Origin of the sequence: Brachymonas sp. J145, assembly GCF_036312245.1 — a bacterium.
GTDB classification, from domain to species: Bacteria; Pseudomonadota; Gammaproteobacteria; order Burkholderiales; family Burkholderiaceae_C; genus Brachymonas; species Brachymonas wangyanguii.
Genome location: NZ_JAZDCI010000003.1, coordinates 171,893 through 189,936, shown reverse-complemented (window position 1 = coordinate 189,936; position 18,044 = coordinate 171,893). Strand labels below are relative to the sequence as shown.

Genomic DNA, 18,044 nt, shown 5'->3' with positions numbered 1-18,044 from the left:
GCCAGCCATCTAGAGCTCGATCACGTTCAGCTGCGGGCCCAGCACCTGCTGCGCCAGCGGCACCAGATGCGCGTGGTGCGTCAGGAACAACACCTGGCGCTGGCGTGACAGCTCACCCAGCACCTGCAGGCCAGCGGCGGTGCGCACATCGTCAAAGTTGATGAACAAGTCGTCGGCGATCAGCGGCAGCACCTGGGCACCCTGCCCGTGCTGCAGCTCCAGCGCCGCCAGCCGCAACGCCAGATAGAGCTGGTCACGCGTGCCATCGCTCAAGCCAGAGACCTCGACCCGCCGGCCATTGGCGCGCTCGCCGAGCAATTCCGGCTTGTCCTTGTCCAACTCCACGATCAGGCGCTCGAAACCACCCAGCGTCAGCGTGCGGAACATCGCCGACGCGCGCTGCAGCATCGGACCTTGGTGGCGTTCACGGTACTGCTCGGTCGCCCACTGCAGCAACTGGCCTGCCAGTTCCAGTTGCAGCCAGCCCTGCATGGCCTCGGCCATATCGGTGATGGCTTCCTGGCGGCGTGCCTCGGCCACGGCCGCATCCTGTTGGCCGTCATGGGTTTGCAGACTGGCCTCCAGCGTGCCCTGCTGCTTGCCCAGCTCCGATAACTGACCGCGTAGCGCCTCGTAGTCCTGCTGCGCCTGCAGCAGATCCTGCGGCAGGCTGTCCAACGACTGCGCCGCAACTTCTGCACGCAGCTGTTCCAGGCTCAGGCCGCCGGCGTGGCGCAACAGTTCTTCACGATCGCGTTCGCAACGCTTACGCTGCGCCTGCTGCGCGGTGAAGCGGCTCACCACCTGCGCCAGCAAAGCCATGTCGGACACGCCTGCGGCGGCGTACAGCGGTTGCAGCCGTGCCTGCAATGCCGACTGGCGCACTTGCACCTGTTCCAGCTGCCGACGCTGTTCGGCCAACTGACCTTGCAATCGCTGCTGCGCAGCCTGCTGTTCACGTGCCTGCTGCAGGCGCTGAAACAGATCGCGCGCAATAAGGTCAGCGTCCTGCCCGGACAATTCCGGCACCAGCTGCTGCAGGGCCTCAGCCTGCCGTGCCAGCGCATCCAGATCCGCCTGCATGGCGCCAATACGCTCGCTGGCCAGCTGCTGCATGTCTTGCAGCGTCTCCTGTATGGTACGGGAAACATCCAGATAACGCTCAACCTGATCCTGATCAGGAATGGATCTCTCATAACCAGCATCCTTGCAGGCTGCTTGCCATTGTTGCTGCCAGTCTTCCCAGGCGGTCTGGGCCTGTTGCTGCTCCAGTGTGGCCGCCTGCAAGGACGCTGCCAGCTGCTGCAATTCACGCTGCAGTCGCTGGCGCTCACCCTGGCTGCGCTCCCAGGCCGCACTACGCTGTTGCGCCAGTTGCAGGCAGGCCTGCAGGGGCAGGGATTGCGCCTCTTCGCCCAAGGCCTGTTGCAGCTGCGTACGACTGCTATCGAGGGACTGCTGCAGGGCCTGTGCCTGCAGGTCCAGCACTTCCAGATCCGTCAGCAAGTCCAGAATCTGCTCGCGCTGCTGCAACCAGGCGCTGGCCTGGTCCAGTGTCAGCGCCGGCATGCCGGCACCCAGGCACAGCGCCAGCCAGTCCTGCTGCAGCTGCGCTTGGCGTTGCGCCAGCGCCTGCTGCTCCTGCTGTCGCTGGTGCAGCTGCTGTTGCTGTCTTTCCTGTTGCAATTGCAAGCTCAAGCGCTCAGCCTCGTGCTGAGCCGTGGCCATGCGGGCATCGGCCAGCGTGTCGGCTGCGCGTACCAATTCGACATAGGCATCGGCCTGCAATGACAGCTGGGCCGGCAACTGCAGCAGCTGCTGCCAGAGGGCATCGCGGGCATCGCGCGCGGCCTGTACCTGCGCGTGCGATACCGGCTGATGCGTGCGTACCAGCTGCTCCAGCATCAGGTTGCGCGCATCCAGCTCTTGCTGCAGATCGCGCAATGCCTGTTCCAGCTGGCGCTGTTCACGCGCCTCATCGCGCTGCTGCTGTTGCAACTGCTCCAGCCGCACCGATGTAGGCGGCAGCATGTGGCGCAAGGCTTGGGCGCTTGCCGGAGCTTGTGGCAAGGCCTGCAATGCGCTGTTGATCTGCTGCTGCAGCTGTTGCTGACGCAGCGCCAGCTCCTGCTGGCGCGCAGCCACATCGCCCAAGGCCAGTGCCTGCTGCATCGCCTGTTGCAGGACTGCGCTGACCGGCTGGGTGGCGAGCGCGTCCAGATCCTGTTGTGCCATCTGCTGGCGTTGCTGCAGTTGCGTGCAGGCTTTGCTGGCTGCATTCAGGGCGTTGCCGGCTTCGGGCGCTCGCTTGAGCAGCTGCTGCAGCCGCAGACGTACCGGCATCGTCGGCAGGCTGCGCGCAATGGCATCAGTGTCCAGGCCGGTCCAGCCCAGGCCCTGGGCTAGTGCGTGCAGCTGCTGTTCATGCTGTCGGTACTCCTGCTGGCGCAGCGGCAGGTCGCGGACATGGTTGCGACAGCTGTTGCTGTTGAGATGTAGCGCCTCGATTTCATCAGCCGCCTGCAGCAAGGGCTGTGGCAGCACAATCGCTGCCAGCTGCTGCTCCAGCTGCGCACCCGCCTGCTGCAGACGTTGCTGCTCGGCATCGAGCAGGGCCTGATCCTGCTGCGCCTGCTGCAAGGTGCCGGCAGCGTCATCGGGCAGTAGCGGCGCCACGCCTTCTGCCTGCAACGTGTCCAGGGCCTGTTGCTGCGCATCGAGCAGCTGCAATGCCGGCGCGGCCTGCTGGATGCGACGCAGGCGCTGGATCTGCTGTTCCAGTTCTTGCATGCGCGCGCGCGCCTGTTGCAGCTGTACACCGGCCTGCTGCAGCGCGGTCTGCTGCTTTTTCCAGTCGCTGCTACGCAGCGTGTGTGCCTTGAGCGCCTGCGTGGCATCCTCCAGCACGTTTTGCGCCTGGTAATACTGGCGCTTGTCGGACTTGCGCGGAGCCCAGAGCGCATCGGCTTCCTGCTGCAGACCCTGCACCAGCTGTCCCAGATGCTGCAGGCCGGCAGCCGACTGGAACAACAGCTGGCCGACCTGGCCGGAAGCGGTCAGCATGTCGGCACTGCCCTTTACCAGCGTATCGTGATCAAGTGCCTGCATGCGCTCGAAGGCCTGCAGGTCAAGTCCGGCCAGCCAGCCGGCCAATTCGGCATCGGCGATCACGCGGTCATCCTGCGGATCGCGCAGCGTCTTGCTGTTGGCCTTGATGCGGTCAAACGCCAGCTGTTCGCTGCCACGTTGCAACACGCCGCCGAGTCGCAGATCCGGCTTGGGGTGCAGAAAATCCAGCGGCGTACGCGCCGGAATGCCGTACAGCCAGTCGGCAATCGCCTTGCGCAGGGTGGACTTGCCAGCCTCGTTCGGGCCGACCACCAGGTGGATATCGCAGTCTGCTGCCGGCAGCGTCAGCTGGCGGCCGGTGAACTTGCCGTAGCGGATCAGGTTGAGTTGCTGGATACGCATCAGCCCTGCCCTCCATCCTGTTGCAGGCGCGCTTGCAGCAGCCGTGCCGATTGCGCCAGCCAGTCTGGCAAGGCGGTGGCCGTATCCTGACGCAAGGCCTCCAGCTCGGGGGCAAACTGCAGCACCTCATTCGGCACCTTGCCCAGGGCCTGCTGCACCACCTCGGCGCGCTTTTTCAGCCAGTCAGGATCCTGCGCGGCCGCCTGCATCAGCCGATCCAGCTCCAGCAGCGTGTCCTGCCAGTCGGCATCGGCCTGTGCCGGGCTCGACAATGGCGTGGTCGCCAGCTGCACTTTCTCGATCCAGAGCCGGTCGGCATCGAGCGCCACCGCCTGCGCAATCACCTCCTGACGCAGCTGCGACTGACGCGCCAGCAGCGTGGCGTGTATGGCGGTAGCGCCTTGCAGGCGCACGCGCACCGCGGCCGGATGCTCCTCGGGCAGGCTGTCCAGCAGCTGTCGCAAGGCCTGCCCGACCAGGCGCACCGCCTGCTCAAAGTCTTCGGCCGCAGCCAGATCGACATCGAGCACAGCCCAGCGCAGCACATCCAGTTCCAGCGGCTGCACCCGGGTAATGCGGTCCTCTTCAGCATGCACCAGCAAGGCACCACGCGCGCCGGTTTCGCGCACATGGCGGCCCTGTAGGTTGCCCGGAAAGGCGATGGTGCAATCGGGCAATTCCCACAGCTGCTGCTCGTGCACATGGCCAAGCGCCCAGTACTGGTAGCCGCGCGCCTGCAGTTCGGCCAGTGAACATGGCGCATAGCGCGCATGGGCGCTATAGCCCTCCAGCGCCGTATGCAGCACGCCGATATTCAACCAGCCGGCCACCGCATCGGGATAGCCAGGCAGCAGATTGTCCAGCGTCTCGCGCGTGCGGAAACTGTGACCATGCAGCGCCACGCGCAAGGCATCGATACGGAAAGTCTGTGCCTTGCGGCTGCTGAAAACGTGCACGTTCTCCGGCAACACCAGCCGGCTGGTCATGTCGCTATCAGCATCGTGGTTGCCATGCAGCAGATAGACCGGGATGCCAGCCTGCTGCAGCCGCCCCATCTGGCGCACAAAGAACAGGCCGGTGTTGAAGTCCTTCCAGCCACCGTCATACAGATCACCGGCAATGACCAGGAAATCGACCTGCTCGGCCAGTGCCGTATCGATCAATCGCACGAAAGCCGAGCGCGTAGCCGTGCGCAGGCGTTCCGCCGGAGCGTCCGGGTAGGCTGACAGGCCGCACAAGGGGCTGTCGAGGTGGATATCGGCGGCGTGGAGGAACTTCATGGGCAGACTCGCAACAGTGTTGCAGGCATTGTAGTGGCCGCCCTGCAACAGCCCTGGCCGACAAGCTTGTGGCGGCTCCGGGTGGGTCACGGGAATGACATGCGTACGTCATTCCGATTACATGCGCGGGGCGTACCGTAACGGTCATGAAACACGTCCGCTCCATCTTTCTCTCTGACATCCACCTCGGTACGAAAGCGTGCCAGGCGGAACGACTGCTGGAGTTCCTGGAGGAACACACGGCAGACAACATCTTCCTGATCGGGGATGTGATCGACTTCTGGAGTATGAGCCGCAGCATGAACTGGTCCAAGGCTCAGAACCAGGTGGTACAGAAGCTGCTGCAGCGCGCCCGCACCGATACCCGCGTGGTCCTGATTCCGGGCAACCATGACGAGATGCTGCGCGACTATTGCGGCACCGTGTTTCTGGAGATCAAGGTGGTGCACCAACTGATCCACCAGGCCGCCAACGGCAAGCGCTACCTGCTGATCCATGGCGACCAGTTTGACCAGGTGACGCAGCACCACAAATGGGTGGCCCAGCTGGGCGACCAGGCCTACAACACGCTGGTACGCCTGAACATGTGGCTGTCCTGGGCGCGCCGCAAGCTCGGCATCAGCGGCTACTGGTCGCTGGCCGGCTACGCCAAGCGCAAGGTCAAGAAGGCGCTCAACTTCATCTTCGACTTCGAGGAATGCGCCGTACAGTACGCCCGCGACCATCAGGTCGAAGGCATCATCTGCGGCCACATCCACTGGGCCACGATCCGAGAGATCAACGGCATGGAATACGTGAACTGCGGCGACTGGGTCGATTCCTGCACCGCCATCGTGGAAGACCACGACGGTTCGCTGGAGCTGATCGCCTGGCACCAGGGCACTCCAGCCCAGGTACCGGCCGAAGACATGGGAAGCGCGGTCAAGGCCTGATAGTCCATGCGCGTCCTGATGACGTCTGATGTGTATTTTCCGCGCATCAACGGTGTTTCCACTTCCATCGATACCTTCCGGCGCACCCTGGGCAGCTTCGGCGTGGAGCTGCGCCTGGTGGTGCCGTCCTACCAGGGCGAGGCCAGTACGCCGGACATTCTGCGCGTTGCCGGCCGGCCGGTACCACGTGACCCGGAAGACCGCCTGCTGAAATGGCGCGCCATGCGCCAGACCTGCCTGCAGGCCGCTGCCGATTGCGATCTCGTGCATATACAGACGCCGTTCGTGGCGCACTACGCCGGTGTGCGCGCAGCCCGCAAGCGCGGCCTGCCGGTGATGGCCACCTACCACACGCTGTTCGAGGAATACCTGCAGCACTACGCACCGATGCTGCCGTCCGGCTGGCTGAAGCAGCAGGCACGCAACTTTTCGCGGCGCCAGTGCAACGCACTCGATGCCGTCGTCGTGCCGTCCAGCGCCATGCAGCAGCGGCTGCTGGACTACGGCGTCACCAAGCCGATCCATGTGCTGCCCACCGGCATCCCGCTGGACAATTTTGCCAATGGCTGCGGCAGCCGTTTCCGGCAGCAGCACGGCATTGCCGCGGAGCGCCCGATGGCGCTGTTCGTCGGCCGCGTGGCGCATGAAAAGAATATCGATTTCCTGCTGGACGCCCTGCCCCATGCGCTGGAAACCTGTCCGGACCTGCTGCTGGTGATTGCCGGCGAAGGCCCGGCACGCGCCGAGCTGCAGCAAGAGGTGGCACAGCGCGGCTTGCAGGCATCGGTACAGTTCATCGGCTATATGGATCGGGTACACGAGCTGCCATCCTGCTATGCCGCCGCCGATGTGTTTGCCTTTGCCTCGACCACCGAGACCCAGGGCCTGGTGCTGCTGGAAGCCATGGCGGCCGGCACCCCGGCCGTGGCGCTGGCCGCCATGGGCACCATCGATATCCTGGCACCTGGCCGTGGCGCAGTCGCACCGCCGGCCGAAGCGCGCGCGTATGGCCAGGCACTGGCAACCGTGCTGCTGGATCGCAGCCGCCTGTTCCAGCTCAGCCAGGACGCCGTGCGCTATGCCGCCGAATGGTCGGACCGCGCCATGGCCAGCCGCCTGTCGCAGCTGTATCACAGCCTGGCACCCTGACGCTGCAGCGCTTGCTGGCGGCGGCAGCCGATGCCAGAATGACCAGCCATGCACACTCTGGATCTGTTTGCCGATGACCGCCCGGATGCCGGCCAGCGCGAACCGCTGGGCGCGCAGGCCGTCGTGTTGCGCGGCTACGTGCTGCCTGGCCTGCCAGCCTTGTGGCAGACGCTGCAACAGCTGACCGCGCAATCGCCGTTCCGCATCATGCAAACGGCCGGCGGTCGCAGCATGTCGGCGGCACTATCCAGTTGCGGCAAGCTGGGTTGGGTGTCGGACTCGCATGGCTACCGCTACGCCCCGCGTGACCCGCACAGCGGCAAGCCCTGGCCAACAATGCCGCAGACGCTGTTCCAGCTGGGCCAGCAGGCGGCTGCCGAAGCCGGCTTTGCCGATTTTGCGCCCGACACCTGCCTGATCAACCGCTACCTGCCTGGCGCGCGCATGGGCCTGCACCAGGACCGGCATGAGCGCGACTACCGCCAGCCGATTGTCTCGGTCTCGCTCGGGTTGCCGGCAATTTTCCAGTTTGGCGGCCTGAAGCGTGATGCCGCCGTACAGCGTGTGCCGCTGTTTCATGGCGATGTGGTGGTCTGGGGCGGCGTGGACCGCCTGCGCTTTCATGGCGTGCTGCCGGTCAAGCCCGGAGAGCACCCGCTGCTGGGAGCGCAACGCATCAACCTGACCTTGCGCAAGGCCGGCTGAGCACGGCAAGTGCCTCAGGCTGCATCAACAGATCCAGAAAAGACAAAAGCCCGATGCACATGGTGCACCGGGCTTGTATCTGGAGCGGGAAACGAGGCTCGAACTCGCGACCTCAACCTTGGCAAGGTTGCGCTCTACCAACTGAGCTATTCCCGCAGAAGCTGTCATTATATGACGATTTCTGGCGTTTTTGCAAGTCACCGGAAATTTCTTGAAATTTTTTCCGGTCTGTTTCGTGCCACCGAAACCTTGCTTGCCGCTGACAGCGCACTGTGTTTGCTGTCAGAAGCTGCGCATTGTACACAAGTTTTGTCGATTTTTACGCGCCCTTGTGAACAATCAGCACGGAACGCGATGCGTGCGACACGACGCGCTGCGCCACGCTGCCCAGCATCAGCTTTTCCACGCCCTTGCGGCCGTGCGAACCCATGATGATCAGGTCGGCACCGACCTGGTCTGCCACGTCGATGATGCCCTTCCAGACCGCGTAGGCGTCGACCGTGACGGCCTCGGCAGTCACGCCCTGGTCGGCAAAGCGCTGCTTGACTTCGTTCAGCACGCGCTCGGCTTCTTCGTTCACGGCAGACAGGTATTGCGTCTGGCCAAAGGCGAAGTCCGGGCCGGCGCTGGCAAACGGATACGGATCCAGCACGTACACAGCCGTGATCTTGGTGCCCGGGAAGGCGCGACCCATGGCGATCGCCTTGTCAACGGCCAGGCTGGCGGTATCGGAACCATCGATAGGCAAGAGGATATGGTTGAACATGGTGGTCTCCTTTCTGGTGGTCGGGCAACTCGCTGCCCTGCTCGGTTTGCGATTTCAGGCGGCACTGGCAAGTACCCGCTCACTCACAGTGTACCGCGCCCAGCACCCTGCATCCTTGCCGGGAACAGGGAATCGCAGGCAGATAGGGGATCAGCTGGATAAAATGGCGTTTTCAGAGGAGAAAGCGCGTGAGCACACTGGTATGGAGCGACGATCTGGCACTGGGCATCGAACAGATGGACCAGACGCATGTGGAATTTGTGGAGCTGCGCAATGCCGTGGAAGCAGCAACTGACGAGCAGCTGCTGCAGCGCTGGAAGGACCTGATCGACCATACCCAGATCCACTTCGACAACGAGGACAAGTGGATGCGCGATACCAATTTCGCCGCCAGCAACTGCCACACCACGCACCACAAGGCGGTGCTGGACGTGATGCGCGAAGGCCTCAATTACGGCCTCAAGGGCCATTTCGTCGTAGTGCGCAAGATGAACGCCGAACTGGCGACCTGGTTCCCGCAGCACGCCGACACCATGGATGCCGCCCTGTCCGACTACCTCAAGCGCATCGGCTACGACACCGCGACCGGCCAGATTGCCCATCCGGAAGCCATGCCCGGCGGCCAGATCCACGGCTGCAGCGGCAATACCGATACCGATCTGGTCGCCACGGAACCGGCTGAAGCCGCCAGCAGCTGCGGCCACTGACACGCGCTGGCAATCGGCCATGTACGCCTCCTGGGAATGGATCCCGCTGCTGCTGGCCCTGGGCATCGCCCTGTTCCTGCGCCCCTGGCGCATGCTGCGCCGCACTGAACTGCTGACGCCACTGCTGGCCAGCCTGGTGATCGTGCCCTGGGTCTGGGCCATGCCGCGGCTGCACACCATGCCGCTGCAGCTGACGCTGACCTTTTCCGGCATCATCCTGCTGACGCTGGGCTGGCCGCTGGCGATACCGGTGTTCTGCCTGATTGCGATCATCTCCGGCCTGCTGGCACCGGCCCCGGTGGCCCAGCTGATGGCCGACGCCTTCTGGCTCGGCGTGCTGCCGGCCACCTTTGCCATGCTGCTGGGCGCGCTGGTGCGGCGCTACCTGGGCCCGAACATCTTTGTCTATACACTGGGACGCGGCTTTTTTACCACCGTGGCCAGCGTGTTTGCCGCCGCCCTGCTCAGTGAATGGGCCGGCTACCACCTGCCCAATATCGATCCTTCCCTCACCACCATCGCGCACTGGCTGATTGCCTGGGGCGATGGTTTCATGACCGGGCTGCTGTCGGCGATTTTTGTCGCCTTCCGCCCGCAGTGGCTGGCCACCTGGTCGGACGAACTCTATCTGAGGTCTTCATGAGCGACTCTCCTGCCTACGGTTGCATCACGCAGGTGCCGGGCCTGCTGGCCGGGCATTGGACGTCCCCGCAACGGCCCACCGGCTGCAGCGTGGTGATCGCGCCGCAGGGCGCGGTAGCGGCCGTCGATGTCCGCGGTGCGGCACCTGGCACGCGCGAAACCGATCTGCTGGCCCCGGGCCACCTGGTGGACAAGGTGCATGCCGTGATGCTGGGCGGCGGCAGCGCCTGGGGCCTGGATGCCGCCAGCGGCGTGGTGCGCTGGCTGGAGCAGCAAGGCATCGGCATGGATGTCGGCTTTGGCCACCCGTTGCCGCTGGTACCGGCGGCCGTGCTGTTTGACTTGCCGGTCGGTGATGCCCTGATCCGGCCCGATGCCGATGGCGGCTTTGCGGCCTGTGCCGCCGCCAGTGTTAGTCCGTTGGTCTGCGGCAACGTCGGTGCCGGCGCTGGTGCCAGCGTGGGCAAGCTGTTCGGCAGCAATTGCGCCATGAAAGGCGGCATCGGCAGTGCCGGCGTGCAGCTCCATGGCGTGACCGTGGGCGCGCTGGTGGCCTGCAATGCCGTGGGCGATGTGCTGGATCCGCATACCGGACAACTGCTGGCCGGCGCCCGTACTGCGGCAGATCAGCTGCGCTTGCGTGATACCCAGCGTGCCCTGCTGCAGGGCGATGCACCGCGCTTTGCCCTGCCCGGCACCAATACCACCATCGGCATCATCGCCACCGATGCCGCGCTGTCCCGTACCGAACTGCAGCGGCTGACAGTAGCCGGCCACGATGGCCTGGCGCGCTGCATCCGTCCGGTGCACACCATGCTCGATGGCGATACCCTGTTTGCCCTGTCTACCGCCCAGGCGCAGCAGCAGCCCGATCTGATCACACTGTCAGCCATGGCGGCAGAAGCGGTGCAACTGGCGGTGCTGTGCGCCGTGCGCGCGGCACAGACACTGCGCGTGGGCGGGCTGTGGCTGCCGGCGGCTGCTGAACTGTCTGCCTGACGGTGGTGCCGCGCTCAGCGCGAGGTACACAGGTTTTCGCAGGGAATGCCGTCGCTATCCCGATCCAGACGTGTGATGCCGCACTGGTTCAGGTAGTAGCGCGCCTCGGCACAGCTGTTCATCTGGTTGCAGAAGCGCTTGCTGCCACAGTGGCTGCCCTGCCCCGCGCCCATGAGCGGCAGCAGCCGTGTGCGCGGTGCTGGCGCGTCCAGCACAATGCTGTTTTGCGCGGCTGAGCGGATACCCTTGCGGTAATCGGCCGGATAAATCGCACCGGGCTGGCTCCACAGACCCAGCGTCTCGCTGCGCGCCTGCGCCTCCAGCTGCAGGTAACGACGATCGACCAGATACTGCCGATAGGCCCAGGCATGGCCCTGGCGCACCAGTTGCTGGTTGACATTCAGGCCCTGCACCTGCACCGTGGCCAGCACCCGGCCATAGCGATCCTGACCGGCTGATTGCAGCAGCACCTGCTTGCCCGCTACCAGATCGGCCAGCGCCTTGCGCGAGGCATTGCTGAACGGCTGGCCACGCTCCGGCGCATCAATCTGGTGCAGGCGCACGCGCAGGTTCTGCTTGCTGGCGGTGAGACAGTTGAGGGTGTCACCGTCAGCGACACCGACGACGCGGCAGGCGATGTCGGCGGCGTGAGCTGACATGGGCTGGAACAGGATCAGGCCGATGCAGGCAAGCAGCCATTGCCAACCACGATGCTGCTTGCGCTCCAATGAGACGTGTGGGAAAAACCGGTACTTTGTTGTCATGTTGCTGCTGTTGGGCACATCAGAATATCGTCAAAACAGCCTGTCGGATCCATATCCCGCAAGCCATGTGTGCCAGAGAGCCCTTGAGTGTAGCTGCTCTCCCCAGCCACTCCTGCTCCAAGCAGCTGGCTCCTTGAAGATGGGCTGATCTTCAACCGATCAAGTATTTTGCCCAGCAGGCTGGCATGGGCGAGAAAATAGGGTTATAATTTCTCTTTCTCTGGTGGCTGTAGCTCAGTTGGTAGAGTCCAGGATTGTGATTCCTGTTGTCGTGGGTTCGAGCCCCATCAGCCACCCCAAATTAAAAACCCTTGCAGGTCAACGACTTGCAAGGGTTTTTCTTTTTCCATCATGCCTTGCGAAGGCGCAAGAAAAAAGCTGGTCCAGGACCAGCTTTCTTGCTCGGCGACAGCCTGCCTCAGGCCTTGACCGGATAGCGGCTGCTAATGGCCACCCGGTTCCAGGCGTTGATCACGATCGCCAGCCACTCCACTGCCGAAATTTCTGCGTCGGACAGCACAGCCGCAGCCTGCGTGTAAACCGCATCAGGCACCTGCCCGTCGGCCACCAGGGTGATCGCCTCTACCAATTCCAGCGCAGCACGCTCCTGCGGGGTGAAATACGCTGTCTCGCGCCAGGCCGGCAGTACGGCCAGACGGTCGCTGCTCTCGCCACTGCCCAGGGCGTCACGCGTGTGCAGGCGGATACAGAAAGCGCACTGGTTGACTTGCGAGGCACGCAAGCGCAGCAGATGCGAAAAGCCTTCGGTAATGCCAGCCTGTGCAACGGCCTCCGATGCCTGTCGATCCAGTTCGGCAAGCGCCTGGTAGAGCTTGGGAGCGGATTTTCCCAGGTTGATACGTTCGGTCATGGTATTCCTCAGGAAGTGGCTACTGCCGCCGCAGCCGCGGGCTTCGGCACCTTGATCTCCACCTTGAGCAGCTTCTTCAGCGTCTCGAAGTAGGCCATCAGTTGTGCCTCGTTCAGCGCGCGGGACAGTTGCGGTAGCTGCTGCTTCTTGAACTCGTCGGTTGCCGGATCGGCCGGCAGCACCTTGTTCACGCGCACGATGGCGTAGCCCTGCTGGCCCAGATCCACGCCTTCAAAGGCCGGCAGCTTGCCGGTATTGGCGCGCATGGCAGCATCGACCACCGGGGGCACCAGGGTCTGCTGCACGCGCGAGATGACAGCGGTCTCGCCCATGTCACCGGCAGCAGCCGGATTGGCCTGCCATTCCTTCAGCTTGGCCTGGGCATCGGCCTTGGCCAGCGCAACAGCGCGATCCTGCACATAGGCCTGCGTCACGGCCGGCTTGATGTCGGCCAGCGCCTGCTGGCCCGCAGCATGGTATTCAACCAGTCGGCCGGCCACCAGCTGGTTGCTGCCAATCTCGATGGTCTGGGTATTCTGCTTCTTGCTGATGGAATCGGCAGCAAACAGCGCCTGCAGGAAGTTGCGGTTGGCCAGTGGGCCCTGGGTGCCCGGAGCCGGCGTACGCTGCACGTGATTGGCGGTCTGCAGCTGCAGGCCCAGTTCGGTCGCCAGCGTCTTCAGCTCGGCCGGGTTGCGGAACACGCCATCGCTGAGACGCTCGGCCAGTTCGCCATACTTCTGCTGCGCCAGTTGCTGCTTCAGCTCGGCCTCGATCTCCGCCTTGTGCGCATCAAAGCCCTGCTGGGCGGTAGCCTGCACATCGGTCAGCTGGATGATGTGGTAACCAAAATCGGTCTGCACGATGTCGCTGATCTGGCCTTTTTCCATGCCGAAAACAGCATCGGCAAAGGGCTTGACCATGGCGTTGCGGTCAAAGAAACCCAGATCACCACCTTGTGCGGCAGAGCCGGGGTCTTGCGAGTTGGCGCGTGCCAGCTCGGCAAACCTGGACGGATCCTGGCGCACCTGCGCCAGCAGCTCCTCGGCGCGCTTGCGTGCGGCGTCACGCGTGGCCTGGTCGGCCGCGGCATCTACCGTGATCAGGATGTGGCTGGCGCGGCGCTGGCCGGCATCGACAAAACGCTCCTGGTTCTGCTCATAGTAGCTGCGCATGTCCTGCTCGGACACGGTCAGGGTGCGTTCCACGGCAGGCATGTCCAGCACCACGTATTCGACGGTCGCCTGTTCGGTGGTGCGGAAGCGGTCCTTGTGTGCATCGTAGAAAGCCTGCACGGCCGCATCGTCCACCGGCACCTGGCTGGCGTACCTGGCCGGATCAAAACCGGCCAGCTGGATTTCGCGGCGTTCGAAGAAGGGATTCAGCACCAGGTTGGCGCTGTTTTCGGGCATCCAGCCGCCAGCGGCGATGACACCGCCCAGCACCTGCTGCTGCGACAGGCGGGTGCGCACCATGGCTTCGTAGCTGGCGGGCGTCAGGCCCTGCGTGGACAGCAGCTGCTTGTAGCGCTCTTCATCCAGCTTGCCATCGGGGCCGCGCAGGCTGGCAATGGTCGGATCGTTGAGCAGTTCACGCGCCAGACGCTGGTCGCTGACGAACAGCTTGAGCTTGTTGGCGGCGGCAAACAGCATGCGTTCTTCCACCATCGATTGCAGCGTGTCGTACTTGGCCTGGGGTGAATCCAGCAGCGCGCTGTCCAGGCCCGGCTGGCTGGCGCGCAGGCGGTCGGCTTCCTGGCGGTGGGCTTCGTCCCACTCGGCCTGGGTGATTTTCTGGCCATCCACCACGGCGACGGTGGCGTTGGCGGCACTGTTCATGCTCTGGTAGTTATCGATGCCGAAAAACACGAACGAGGGAATGATGAGCGCAAACAGCAGCACCATCATCCACTTGGTGTGCTTGCGAATGAATTCAAACATGCAAGGGAATCCTGTTGGCTGGCAGATGCCAGCAGAAGCAGCGACGCCAGCGGCGCCGGCAGGCAGGGAAGACGGGCAGGAGAAGACCGGCCCGGAGACTCAGCAGAAGATTTTACTTCAATGTGCTGCGTGGCTGCCGGCAGCCGGTTCGCCTTCCGGCAGACAGACGCCGACTTCCAGTCCACCCAGCGGGCTGTCGGCGAGTTGCAGCTGCCAGCCGTGCAGCTCGGCCACGCGCGCCACGATCGCCAGCCCCAGGCCGGCGCCCTGCCCGGCACCCTGGCGGAAGAAGTGCTCGAACACGCGCTCACGCAGCTCCGGCGCAATGCCGGGGCCGCTGTCCTGGAAGCGCAGCCAGATGCCATCGGCCTGCCGTTCCAGCACGACCTGGATCTGCCCGCCTTCGGGCGTATGGCGGATCGCATTCGCCACCAGGTTCTCGACCAGGCTGTGCAGGCCCTGCTCGTCGGCGTGGATGACGAAACGTTCGCCCGGTTGTACCTGCAGCGTCAGTTCCTGGTCGCGCTGCAGGCTGAGCGTGATCAGCTCGGCCAGCTCCTGGCGCAGGAAAGCGGCCAGATCCAGCGCCACCCGCTGCATGCGCACCAGGCCGGGTTCCAGCCGCGCCAGCAGCAGCAGCTGTTCCGACAAGTGGGTGGCGCGCACCACGTTGCGATCGATCTGGCAGATGGCGGCTTCGCGGTCGGCCGGATCGGGCGCGTGCAAGGCGTTGTGCGCCTGCACGTGCAGCACCGCCAGCGGCGTGCGCAGCTCGTGCGCTGCGTAGGAGAGGAAGCGGCGTTCGCGTTCGCGCGCATCCGTGACCTGCCCGAGCAGTCCGTTGAGCGATTGCAAGACCGATTCCAGCTCGCTGGGCGCGGCACGCAGCTGCACCGGCTCCAGCTGCTGCGGATCACGCTGGCGCAGCGAATGCGCCAGCTGCTCCAGCGGGCGCAGGCCCCAGCCGACCACCAGCCAGACCAATAGCATCAGCACGGGCATGCCGAGCAACTCCACCCACAGGCTGCGGCTGGCGATGCGCGTGGCCAGTTCGCTGCGCACATCGGCACGATCGCCAACCAGCACCCAGCTACCGTGGGCCGGATCGTGGTGCAGATAGATGCGCCAATCCCAGTCGCCATGGCGCACCTGGTAATAGCCGGGGACCAGACCCGGCAGCAAGGCCTGTTCGCCCGCGGTCGGTGTAGCTTCAGGACTGGCGTGCAGCGCCCCGCTCTCGCGCAACTGGCACAAATCCTCCAGCTGCTGCATGGGCGCGGTGGGCGATGCCAGGATCAGGCTGCCATCGGCGCGGAAGGCGGCAAAAGACAGCTTGCTTTCATATTCGTGCACGTAATGGCGGAAGGCGGGCGACTGTTCGCCCAGGGCGGCGGCCTGTTGCAGCGCCTGCTGCAGATGCATGCCCTCTTGCGGCGTCATCGCCGGATCGGCCAGCACCGCCAGCATGCGTGCCACCTGGGTCAGTTGGGCATCGAACACTTCCTCGATCTCGACACGGGCGTCGCGATAGCTGAGCCAGCTCATGCTGCTGAGCGCAACCATGAGCAGGATCAGGAGCGCGCCCAGCACGCGGCTGCGGATCGAACGCATCATGCCGGATCGATACGGTAGCCGACGCCGCGCACGGTACGGATCAGCTCCGGGTAGAGCTTGCGGCGCAGGTGGTGGATATGCACTTCGAGCGCATTGCTTTCGGCGGCGGTTTCGCTCCAGCCGTAGAGCACCTCTTCCAGCCGGTCACGCGTGAAGACGCGGCCCGGCTGCGACATCAGCTGGTGCAGCAGCAAGAATTCCTTGCGCTGCAGCGTGACCACTTCGCCACGGCAGCTGACTTCCTGGCTGACCGGATCGAGCCGGACACCGCCATGCTCCAGCACCGGCTGCGGCCGGCCAAAGCTGCGGCGCAGCAGCGCACGCAGGCGTGCGGTGAGTTCACCGACTTCAAACGGCTTGACCATGTAATCATCGGCGCCGGCATCCAGCCCCTGGATGCGGTCGCTGGTGGCATCACGCGCGGTCAGCACCAGCACTGGCACCGACTGCTGGCGTTCACGCAGGCGGCGCAGCACCTCCAGCCCGTCCATGTCGGGCAGGCCCAGATCGAGCACGGCGAGGTCGAAAGTCTCGTGCGTCAGTGCATGCAGCGCGCTGCGGCCGTCCTGCAGCCAGTCCACGGTATAGCCTTCGGGCTTGAGCGCGACACGGATACCTTCACCGAGGGCGGGATCATCTTCGACAAGCAGCAGGCGCATGGTGGGCAGCAACAAAAGGGAAACTGCCCGCCAGTATAGGACTGTCAACAGCCGTACCGATCAAGGCGCAGCACGTGACTGGCCCAGGCTTTGCCGGATCTGCGGCAGTTTCTTGCGCATGGCACTATCGACCACGCCCGGCAGGATCTGGTTGATGCGCACGAACAGCTTTTCCGGCCAGCCCAGATAGCACTCGTGGCGCGTGCCCTGCATGGCCAGCAGCACCTGTCGTGCAACGGCCTGCGGCGTATCCATGGCGCTGCCCAGTTGCTCGTTCATGCGCACGGCCGCAGCCGTGTTCATGCTGGTGCGGGTGGCGCGCGGTGCCACGTAGAGCACCTGCACGCCGGTATCAGCCAGTTCGCGCCGCAACGCCACGGCAAAGCCGCGCAGGGCAAACTTGCTGGCGCAGTAGCTGGCATAACCGGGGTGACCGATGGCACCCAGTGTTGACCCCATCAGCAGCACCATGGCCTGCGGCTGCTGTTGCAGCATCGGCAACAAGCGCCGCGTGAGCTGCAAGGTGGCCGTGACGTTCACGGTCAGCATGGCCTCGATGCTCTCTTCATCCTGATGGGCAAAGCTGGCCAGCTCGTTCAGGCCGGAGGCGTGCAGCAGGACGTTGGCACCACCCCAGTCGCGCACAGCGGCTTCGACCGCATCGCGACCCGAACGCGTGGCCAGATCGGCCTCGACCGTGCGTACGCGCGCACGCCGCCCAGCCGCCAGTGCATCCAGCGCCGAATGGCGCCGGCCCACGATCAGCACCTGGGCACCGGCCGCCAGCAGTTGCTCCAGCAATTCCTGGCCGATACCGCCAGTGGCACCGGTCAGTACGACGCGTGCATCCTGCAGCTTCATGCGGCCACCTCCTGCGGCAGCGGCAGGCTGCGGAACATGTCGCCATACAGGCGATACACCACACGCGCCGTGTGGAGCACGGCCTGCTGGTCCTCCGGTTCGGTCAGCTGATTCATCAGCAGCTCGAAGCCCTGCATGTGGGAGATGTCCAGACTGCCATGGGAAGTCAGATAACTGAAGGCACTGTTGGGCAGATGCAGCTGCTGCTGGATACGATCCGCCGCCTGCGTCGCCACCTGTGTGCTGGTGCCTTCCAGCACCAGCACCATGCCGAAGAAGCTGACCGGGTTGTGGCGTGCAATGCGGTCATAGACATAGCTGACCATCAGCTCGGTGGCCAACGCCGGCTGGCCATGGCGTACACGATCGGCATCGACACCGCAGGCGGTCAGGTCATTCAGCACCCACTCTTCGTGGCCGAACTCCTCGGCGATGTAATCGACAATGGCTTCACGCAGCCAGCCAAGGCGATCGGGCAGGCGCGCACCGCAGGCCATCAGCAGCGGCACGGTGTGCTTCACATGGTGGTAGGCCTGCTCCAGGAAGGCGGTGTAGCTGGCCAGCGGAATGCCCTGCTGGACGGCATGCGTGATGATGGGCGCGCTCAGCAGTTGCTGGCGCTCCTGCTGTGTGGCTTGCTGCAGTTGCTGGAAAAAAGTCATGGCAGATCTCCGGAAGTAGGAT

16 protein-coding genes and 2 tRNA genes are annotated in these 18,044 nt (G+C 64.5%); 7 read left to right on the top strand and 11 right to left on the bottom strand.

Features of this window, described 5'->3' with window-relative positions:
- Positions 1–9 precede the first annotated feature (9 nt).
- Together V1261_RS04825 and V1261_RS04820 are read right to left on the bottom strand one after the other, a co-directional pair.
- Positions 10–3,471, bottom strand: a complete 3,462-nt coding sequence (locus V1261_RS04825) for an AAA family ATPase (protein WP_329770303.1) — start codon at positions 3,469–3,471, stop codon at positions 10–12.
- Positions 3,471–4,751: a DNA repair exonuclease gene (locus V1261_RS04820; RefSeq protein ID WP_329770302.1), complete on the bottom strand. Its 1,281-nt coding sequence runs from the start codon at positions 4,749–4,751 to the stop codon at positions 3,471–3,473. Before V1261_RS04820 ends, V1261_RS04825 begins: the two co-directional genes overlap by 1 nt.
- Positions 4,752–4,897: 146 nt before the next feature.
- Here V1261_RS04820 and V1261_RS04815 point away from each other — a divergent pair, with 146 nt between their 5' ends.
- Genes V1261_RS04815 through alkB form a run of 3 tightly spaced genes read left to right on the top strand, consistent with a single transcriptional unit; the run spans position 4,898 to position 7,537 of the window.
- Positions 4,898–5,683: a UDP-2,3-diacylglucosamine diphosphatase gene (locus tag V1261_RS04815; protein WP_329770301.1), complete on the top strand. Its 786-nt coding sequence runs from the start codon at positions 4,898–4,900 to the stop codon at positions 5,681–5,683.
- A gap of 18 nt (positions 5,684–5,701) precedes the next feature.
- The gene (locus tag V1261_RS04810) at positions 5,702–6,832 is read left to right on the top strand and encodes a glycosyltransferase (RefSeq protein WP_329770300.1); all 1,131 of its coding nucleotides are present in this window, start codon (positions 5,702–5,704) and stop codon (positions 6,830–6,832) included.
- 48 nt (positions 6,833–6,880) lie between these two features.
- Entirely contained in the window at positions 6,881–7,537 is a 657-nt protein-coding gene (gene alkB / locus V1261_RS04805) for a DNA oxidative demethylase AlkB (RefSeq protein ID WP_329770299.1), read from the top strand.
- Between the two features lie 80 nt (positions 7,538–7,617).
- On the opposite strand, the gene V1261_RS04800 is transcribed toward alkB, so the two are convergent.
- Together V1261_RS04800 and V1261_RS04795 are read right to left on the bottom strand one after the other, a co-directional pair.
- Positions 7,618–7,693: transfer RNA gene (locus V1261_RS04800), tRNA-Gly, on the bottom strand.
- Positions 7,694–7,856: 163 nt separating this feature from the next.
- Entirely contained in the window at positions 7,857–8,303 is a 447-nt protein-coding gene (locus tag V1261_RS04795; RefSeq protein WP_329770298.1) for a universal stress protein, read from the bottom strand.
- A gap of 188 nt (positions 8,304–8,491) precedes the next feature.
- Between V1261_RS04795 and V1261_RS04790 the strand changes: the two genes are divergently transcribed.
- From V1261_RS04790 to V1261_RS04780, 3 genes are read left to right on the top strand one after another with little or no spacing between them, the layout of a single operon-like run.
- Positions 8,492–9,010: a hemerythrin domain-containing protein gene (locus tag V1261_RS04790; RefSeq protein WP_329770297.1), complete on the top strand. Its 519-nt coding sequence runs from the start codon at positions 8,492–8,494 to the stop codon at positions 9,008–9,010.
- A gap of 19 nt (positions 9,011–9,029) precedes the next feature.
- Positions 9,030–9,653, top strand: a complete 624-nt coding sequence (locus V1261_RS04785) for an energy-coupling factor ABC transporter permease (protein ID WP_329770296.1) — start codon at positions 9,030–9,032, stop codon at positions 9,651–9,653.
- Positions 9,650–10,651 (top strand): P1 family peptidase, encoded by a 1,002-nt coding sequence (locus V1261_RS04780; protein WP_329770295.1) that lies wholly within the window; start codon positions 9,650–9,652, stop codon positions 10,649–10,651. Before V1261_RS04785 ends, V1261_RS04780 begins: the two co-directional genes overlap by 4 nt.
- Positions 10,652–10,665: 14 nt before the next feature.
- Here the strand turns inward: V1261_RS04780 and V1261_RS04775 are convergent, their stop codons facing one another.
- Entirely contained in the window at positions 10,666–11,415 is a 750-nt protein-coding gene (locus V1261_RS04775; RefSeq protein ID WP_329770294.1) for a thermonuclease family protein, read from the bottom strand.
- A gap of 223 nt (positions 11,416–11,638) precedes the next feature.
- Between V1261_RS04775 and V1261_RS04770 the strand changes: the two genes are divergently transcribed.
- Positions 11,639–11,714 (top strand) — tRNA-His (locus V1261_RS04770).
- Between the two features lie 119 nt (positions 11,715–11,833).
- Here the strand turns inward: V1261_RS04770 and V1261_RS04765 are convergent.
- The 6 genes from V1261_RS04765 to V1261_RS04740 all read right to left on the bottom strand — a co-directional run bounded on the left by V1261_RS04765 (position 11,834) and on the right by V1261_RS04740 (position 18,022).
- The gene (locus V1261_RS04765; RefSeq protein ID WP_329770293.1) at positions 11,834–12,286 is read right to left on the bottom strand and encodes a carboxymuconolactone decarboxylase family protein; all 453 of its coding nucleotides are present in this window, start codon (positions 12,284–12,286) and stop codon (positions 11,834–11,836) included.
- An 8-nt stretch (positions 12,287–12,294) separates the two neighbouring features.
- Positions 12,295–14,226 carry a SurA N-terminal domain-containing protein gene (locus V1261_RS04760; protein ID WP_329770292.1) on the bottom strand — a complete coding sequence of 644 codons (1,932 nt, stop codon included), beginning with the start codon at positions 14,224–14,226 and terminating at the stop codon, positions 12,295–12,297.
- A gap of 117 nt (positions 14,227–14,343) precedes the next feature.
- Complete coding sequence (locus V1261_RS04755; RefSeq protein WP_329770291.1) at positions 14,344–15,840, bottom strand: ATP-binding protein; 1,497 nt, start codon at positions 15,838–15,840, stop codon at positions 14,344–14,346.
- Complete coding sequence (locus V1261_RS04750; RefSeq protein WP_329770290.1) at positions 15,837–16,499, bottom strand: response regulator transcription factor; 663 nt, start codon at positions 16,497–16,499, stop codon at positions 15,837–15,839. Before V1261_RS04750 ends, V1261_RS04755 begins: the two co-directional genes overlap by 4 nt.
- A gap of 60 nt (positions 16,500–16,559) precedes the next feature.
- A complete protein-coding gene (locus tag V1261_RS04745; protein WP_329770289.1) occupies positions 16,560–17,360 on the bottom strand; it encodes an SDR family oxidoreductase in 801 nt (266 codons plus the stop codon).
- Positions 17,357–18,022: a TenA family transcriptional regulator gene (locus tag V1261_RS04740; protein WP_329770288.1), complete on the bottom strand. Its 666-nt coding sequence runs from the start codon at positions 18,020–18,022 to the stop codon at positions 17,357–17,359. The genes V1261_RS04745 and V1261_RS04740 overlap by 4 nt, the downstream gene beginning before the upstream one ends.
- Positions 18,023–18,044: the final 22 nt, after the last annotated feature.

Bases quoted from the DNA above. Each gene is read 5' to 3' on its own strand.
- V1261_RS04785 (WP_329770296.1), top strand. From the start codon at position 9,030: ATGTACGCCTCCTGGGAATGGATCCCGCTGCTGCTGGCCCTGGGCATC.
- V1261_RS04795 (WP_329770298.1), bottom strand. From the start codon at position 8,303: ATGTTCAACCATATCCTCTTGCCTATCGATGGTTCCGATACCGCCAGC.
- V1261_RS04750 (WP_329770290.1), bottom strand. From the start codon at position 16,499: ATGCGCCTGCTGCTTGTCGAAGATGATCCCGCCCTCGGTGAAGGTATC.
- V1261_RS04810 (WP_329770300.1), top strand. From the start codon at position 5,702: ATGACGTCTGATGTGTATTTTCCGCGCATCAACGGTGTTTCCACTTCC.
- V1261_RS04740 (WP_329770288.1), bottom strand. From the start codon at position 18,022: ATGACTTTTTTCCAGCAACTGCAGCAAGCCACACAGCAGGAGCGCCAG.
- V1261_RS04745 (WP_329770289.1), bottom strand. From the start codon at position 17,360: ATGAAGCTGCAGGATGCACGCGTCGTACTGACCGGTGCCACTGGCGGT.
- V1261_RS04765 (WP_329770293.1), bottom strand. From the start codon at position 12,286: ATGACCGAACGTATCAACCTGGGAAAATCCGCTCCCAAGCTCTACCAG.
- V1261_RS04775 (WP_329770294.1), bottom strand. From the start codon at position 11,415: ATGACAACAAAGTACCGGTTTTTCCCACACGTCTCATTGGAGCGCAAG.
- alkB (WP_329770299.1), top strand. From the start codon at position 6,881: ATGCACACTCTGGATCTGTTTGCCGATGACCGCCCGGATGCCGGCCAG.
- V1261_RS04825 (WP_329770303.1), bottom strand. From the start codon at position 3,471: ATGCGTATCCAGCAACTCAACCTGATCCGCTACGGCAAGTTCACCGGC.
- V1261_RS04780 (WP_329770295.1), top strand. From the start codon at position 9,650: ATGAGCGACTCTCCTGCCTACGGTTGCATCACGCAGGTGCCGGGCCTG.
- V1261_RS04815 (WP_329770301.1), top strand. From the start codon at position 4,898: ATGAAACACGTCCGCTCCATCTTTCTCTCTGACATCCACCTCGGTACG.
- V1261_RS04820 (WP_329770302.1), bottom strand. From the start codon at position 4,751: ATGAAGTTCCTCCACGCCGCCGATATCCACCTCGACAGCCCCTTGTGC.
- V1261_RS04760 (WP_329770292.1), bottom strand. From the start codon at position 14,226: ATGTTTGAATTCATTCGCAAGCACACCAAGTGGATGATGGTGCTGCTG.
- V1261_RS04755 (WP_329770291.1), bottom strand. From the start codon at position 15,840: ATGATGCGTTCGATCCGCAGCCGCGTGCTGGGCGCGCTCCTGATCCTG.